5 protein-coding genes and 1 pseudogene are annotated in these 4,416 nt (G+C 64.2%); 3 read left to right on the forward strand and 3 right to left on the reverse strand.

What is annotated here, in order from left to right; translation table 11 throughout:
• The 3 genes from EN879_RS25530 to EN879_RS25540 form a co-directional block, all read right to left on the reverse strand.
• The coding region (locus EN879_RS25530; protein WP_127274321.1) for an acetyl-CoA carboxylase carboxyltransferase subunit alpha at window positions 1-879 on the reverse strand (879 nt) is incomplete at its 3' end.
• A 99-nt stretch (window positions 880-978) separates the two neighbouring features.
• Window positions 979-1,896: a site-specific tyrosine recombinase XerD gene (locus EN879_RS25535; protein WP_063169115.1), complete on the reverse strand. Its 918-nt coding sequence runs from the start codon at window positions 1,894-1,896 to the stop codon at window positions 979-981.
• A gap of 17 nt (window positions 1,897-1,913) precedes the next feature.
• On the reverse strand, window positions 1,914-2,066 hold the full coding sequence (locus tag EN879_RS25540) for a hypothetical protein (protein WP_013529356.1): 153 nt from the start codon (window positions 2,064-2,066) through the stop codon (window positions 1,914-1,916).
• Between the two features lie 210 nt (window positions 2,067-2,276).
• Between EN879_RS25540 and EN879_RS25545 the strand changes: the two genes are divergently transcribed.
• The 3 genes and pseudogenes from EN879_RS25545 to EN879_RS25555 form a co-directional block, all read left to right on the forward strand.
• A complete protein-coding gene (locus EN879_RS25545; protein WP_024503735.1) occupies window positions 2,277-2,888 on the forward strand; it encodes a shikimate kinase in 612 nt (203 codons plus the stop codon).
• Window positions 2,885-4,021, forward strand: coding sequence for a 3-dehydroquinate synthase (gene aroB, locus EN879_RS25550; RefSeq protein WP_063169114.1), 1,137 nt, complete (start codon window positions 2,885-2,887; stop codon window positions 4,019-4,021). Before EN879_RS25545 ends, aroB begins: the two co-directional genes overlap by 4 nt.
• Window positions 4,018-4,416: pseudogene (locus EN879_RS25555) on the forward strand (hypothetical protein); the annotation flags it as partial. The gene aroB and the pseudogene EN879_RS25555, both read left to right, overlap by 4 nt.

Raw genomic sequence — 4,416 nt, forward strand, 5'->3', positions numbered from 1 at the left:
GTCCTTCATCGTCCTGGCGATGAGGTCTCCGGTCGCGGCGATCACGGTTTCGGCGCCGCGATGCGCACCGCCGAGCGGCTCGGGGATGATGGCGTCGATGATCTTCAGTTCCAGAAGATCCTGCGCGGTGATCTTCATGTTGGTCGCCGCGTCCTTCGATCGTGTCGTGTCGCGCCACAGGATCGAGGCGGCACCTTCCGGCGAAATCACCGAATAGATGGCGTGTTCGAGCATGTAGACGCGGTTGGCGGTGGCGATGGCAATGGCGCCGCCCGAACCGCCTTCGCCGATGACCACCGAGATCGACGGTACTTTCAGGCCGAGACAGGTCGAGGTTGAACGGGCGATAGCCTCCGCCTGGCCGCGCTCCTCGGCGTTGACTCCGGGATAGGCGCCGGCCGTGTCGACCAGCGTCAGGAGCGGGATCTTGAAGCGGTCGGCCAGTTCCATCAGCCGTACCGCCTTGCGGTAGCCCTCCGGCCGAACCGAGCCGAAATTGTGCTTCAGGCGGCTGGCTGTGTCGGAACCTTTTTCCTGGCCGATGATGGCAATGGGTTCGCCGCGGAAACGGGCGAAACCGCCGACGATCGCCTGGTCCTCACCGAAATTGCGGTCGCCGGCCAGCGGCGTGAAATCGGTGAACAGGCCCTTGATGTAGTCGACGCAATGCGGCCTGTCGGGATGGCGCGCCACCTGCACCTTCTGCCAAGGCGTCAGCGCCTTGTAGGCATCGCGCAATGCGTCGCGGGAGCGCTTCTCGAGACGGTTGATCTCGTCGCCGACATCGACCGCCTCGCCATTCTCGGCAAGCTTCTTCAGCTCGAGGATCTTGCCCTCGAGGTCCTGCACCGGCTTTTCGAAATCGAGGTAATTATACATGCGTGAGCGGACCGATACGTCGGAAGGCAGTGGCTGACGGAACCCTTGAATCCAAGGCTCCGGGCGGTGAAATGTCGTCCTCACATAGCGATATGAGGCCTAGTCGGCAAGCGGATGATGATCGTTGACCAGCCGCACCAGCCGCTCTTCCAGCACATGGGTGTAAATCTGTGTCGTCGATATGTCGGCATGGCCAAGCAATTGCTGCACGGCCCGCAGATCGGCGCCGTTCTGCAGGAGATGGCTGGCGAAAGCATGGCGCAGCACGTGCGGCGAGATCTTCGCCGAGGCAATGCCGGCCCTTGCCGCCAGCCCTTTCAGGTCACGCGCGAAGACCTGGCGCGAGAGATAGCCGCTGTCCGAGGCGGCCGGAAACAGGAACGGACTGTCGGCCAAGGCTGGCACCTTGGCGCGGGCGGCAAGCCAGGTCTTCATCGCCGCGCGTGCCTTGGCGGAGAGCGGCACCATGCGCTCCTTGTCGCCCTTGCCGCGCACCATGAAGAAGCGGTCGTCGCGTTGCGCCACCGTCACCGGCAAGCCGACCAGCTCGGAAACGCGCAGGCCGGTGGCGTAAAGCACCTCGACCAGCGCATGCAGGCGCAGTGATGCCAGGCTGTCCCCATCGCCCGACGAGACATCGCCGGCTTCAATTGCTGCACGGTCGATCAGCCGGCCGGTGTCGGCCTCGCTCATCGTCTTGGGCAGCGGGCGGCCCTTTTTCGGGCTGTCCAGCGTGCCGGTCGGGTCATCGCCGCGCAGGCCTTCGGCGTAGAGGAATTTGAAGAACTGGCGGATCGCCGACAGTTTGCGCGCCTGCGACGTGGCGGCAAAGCCGCGGGCGGCAATGTCGTCGAGATAGGCGCGGATATCGGCGGCGGCGGCACCGGCCAGCCCGCCATCGATCGCGCCGGAAGCGTCCTCGAGGTCGCGGCGGTAGGAGGAAAGCGTGTTTTCTGCCGCGCCCCGCTCGGCGCTCATCATTTCCAGAAAGGCTTCGATGCGGGCGGCGCTGTTCATTCAGCCTGTCTTGTCATTCAGCTTTTCTTGGGATTGAGCTTTTCCGGAGGGATGCGCACGCTCATTTCCCCCTTCTTTGGCTCGACGAACATCACCAGTGCGAACATCGTACCATAGGCAATGCCAGCCAGAATCGCCGTTACCACGACAAAGCGAAACAGTGTCGGCATCAATTTTCGCCCGTCTTCTTGTTCTGCGTTTCCAAACCCTGTCCCCTTATGGGACGCCAATCCGGCCAATTCAAGGAAGAAGCTGGGGCCTGTTAGCAACTTCTGATGCAGACCCTGCCAGTCCATATCGGGTTCAAGGCACTTGCCACGCTTGACGCAAACGGGCTTTTCATGTCGATACGCCGGCAAAGAGGGCCTTCGAAACATCCGATGAACGCGCTGCCAGCAAATCCTCCAGACGAGAACCACGCCGCGTTGCTCGGCAGGCTGGGCAGCCGTTCCGTCGTCTTCGTCGGACTGATGGGCGCCGGCAAGACGGCGATCGGCCGCAAGGTGGCGACGATGCTGGCGCTGCCCTTCATAGACAGCGACCAGGAGATCGAAAGCGTCTCGCGCATGACCGTTCCGGAACTGTTCGAGCGCTACGGCGAGACCGAATTCAGGGCGCTGGAGCAGCGCGTCATCCTGCGCGTACTGGAAAACGGGCCGCAGGTGCTGTCGACCGGCGGCGGCGCCTTCATGAATGCGCAGACGCGCGAGGCGATTGCAGCGCAGGGCGTCTCGGTGTGGCTGAAGGCCGAACTCGACCTTCTGATGGATCGCGTCGCCAAGAAACAGAACCGGCCGCTCCTGAAAAGCGCCGACCCGCGCGCCGTGCTGGAGCGGCTGATGGGCGAGCGCTATCCGGTCTACGCGACATCGGACGTCACAGTGCCGACCCGCGACGACCGCAAGGAAGTCATCGCGACCGAGGTGGTGGACGCGCTGTGCCGGCATTTCGGCATTGATCAGGCGGCTGCGACGGGCGAGGTGGAACAGTGAGCATCGAGGCACCCGTTGTCGTCGAAGTCGGCCTTGGCGACCGGACCTACGACATTCTGATCGGCTCGGGGTTGTTGGCCCGCGCGGGTGCCGAGATTGCGCGCCGGCTGCCGGGCACACGCGCCGCGGTCGTCACCGACGCCAATGTCGCGGCAGCGCATCTCGGTGCGCTGAAGGCAGGCCTCGAAACGGGTGGCATCCAGACCGCCATCATCACACTGCCGGCCGGCGAGAAGACCAAGAGTTTTGCCCATCTCGAAGAGGTGGTCGACGGTGTGCTGGCTGCGAAACTGGAGCGCGGCGACATCGTCATCGCCTTCGGCGGCGGTGTTATCGGCGACCTTGCCGGCTTTGCCGCCGGCATCGTGCGGCGCGGCATGAATTTCGTGCAGATTCCGACCTCGCTGCTGGCGCAGGTCGATTCCTCGGTCGGCGGCAAGACCGGCATCAACAGCCCACGCGGCAAGAACCTTGTCGGCGTCTTCCATCAGCCGAAACTGGTGTTGGCCGACACAGGGGTGCTCGACACGCTGCCGATCCGGGAATTCCGCGCCGGCTATGCCGAGCTCGCCAAATACGGGCTCATCGACCGGCCGGAATTTTTCGCCTGGCTGGAAAAGAATTGGGTCCAGGTTTTTGCCGGCGGGCCGGAGAGGGCGCAGGCGATTGCCGAAGCCTGCCGCGCCAAGGCCGACGTGGTTGCGCGTGACGAGTTCGAGACCGGCGACCGCGCGCTGCTCAATCTCGGCCACACATTCGGCCACGCGCTGGAAGCCGCCACCCAATATGACGGAAGCCGCCTCGTCCATGGCGAAGGGGTCGCCATCGGCATGGCGCTGGCCTACCGGTTCTCGTCGCGGCTCAATCTGGCCAGCCCCGACGATGCCGCGCGCGTCGAGGCGCATCTGCGCGCCGTCGGCCTGCCCTGGCGAATAGCCGACATCCCGGGCGATCTGCCTGACGCCGAGGCGCTGCTTGCCTTTATCACCCAGGACAAGAAGGTGTCGCGCGGCGCGCTGACCTTCATCCTGACGCGCGGCGTCGGCCAGGCTTTCATTGCCAAGGATGTTCCGGCATCGGAAGTGCTGTCGTTTCTGAGGGAGAACCACCCAAAGGAAAGCGACCGGAGATGAACGAGCCCGGCTGGATCGTTGTCGCCGTCCTTGCCATCCTCATCGTGCTGCTCGTTGCCGTGCGCACGCGCCTGCTTGCCATATTCGGGTACGAGCTTTCACGCATCGAGCCGCAGCGCTCCAGCCAGGACGAATTGCGCGGCGCGGTCGACGATTTCCGCCGCGACGGCCAGGTGGTGCGCGAGGATCGCGACCGCGTCGGCGGCCTGTTCGATCTCGCCGAGCTCGAAGTCTCCGACATCATGGTCCACCGCACCAACATGCGCTCGGTCAATGCCGACAATGCGCCGGAAGCGGTGGTGCGCGAGATTTTGCAAAGCCCGCACACCCGCATGCCGCTGTGGAAAGGCTCGCTCGACAACATCGTCGGCGTGCTGCATGCAAAGGATCTGCTG

The sequence above is a fragment of the Mesorhizobium sp. M7A.F.Ca.AU.002.02.1.1 genome (assembly GCF_003998535.1).
Taxonomy (GTDB): Bacteria; Pseudomonadota; Alphaproteobacteria; order Rhizobiales; family Rhizobiaceae; genus Mesorhizobium; species Mesorhizobium ciceri.

What these genes read in the sequence shown, in the direction of transcription:
- EN879_RS25535 (WP_063169115.1), bottom strand. Translation starts at nt 1,896, where the DNA reads ATGAACAGCGCCGCCCGCATCGAAGCCTTTCTGGAAATGATGAGCGCC.
- EN879_RS25540 (WP_013529356.1), bottom strand. Translation starts at nt 2,066, where the DNA reads ATGCCGACACTGTTTCGCTTTGTCGTGGTAACGGCGATTCTGGCTGGC.
- EN879_RS25545 (WP_024503735.1), top strand. Translation starts at nt 2,277, where the DNA reads ATGAACGCGCTGCCAGCAAATCCTCCAGACGAGAACCACGCCGCGTTG.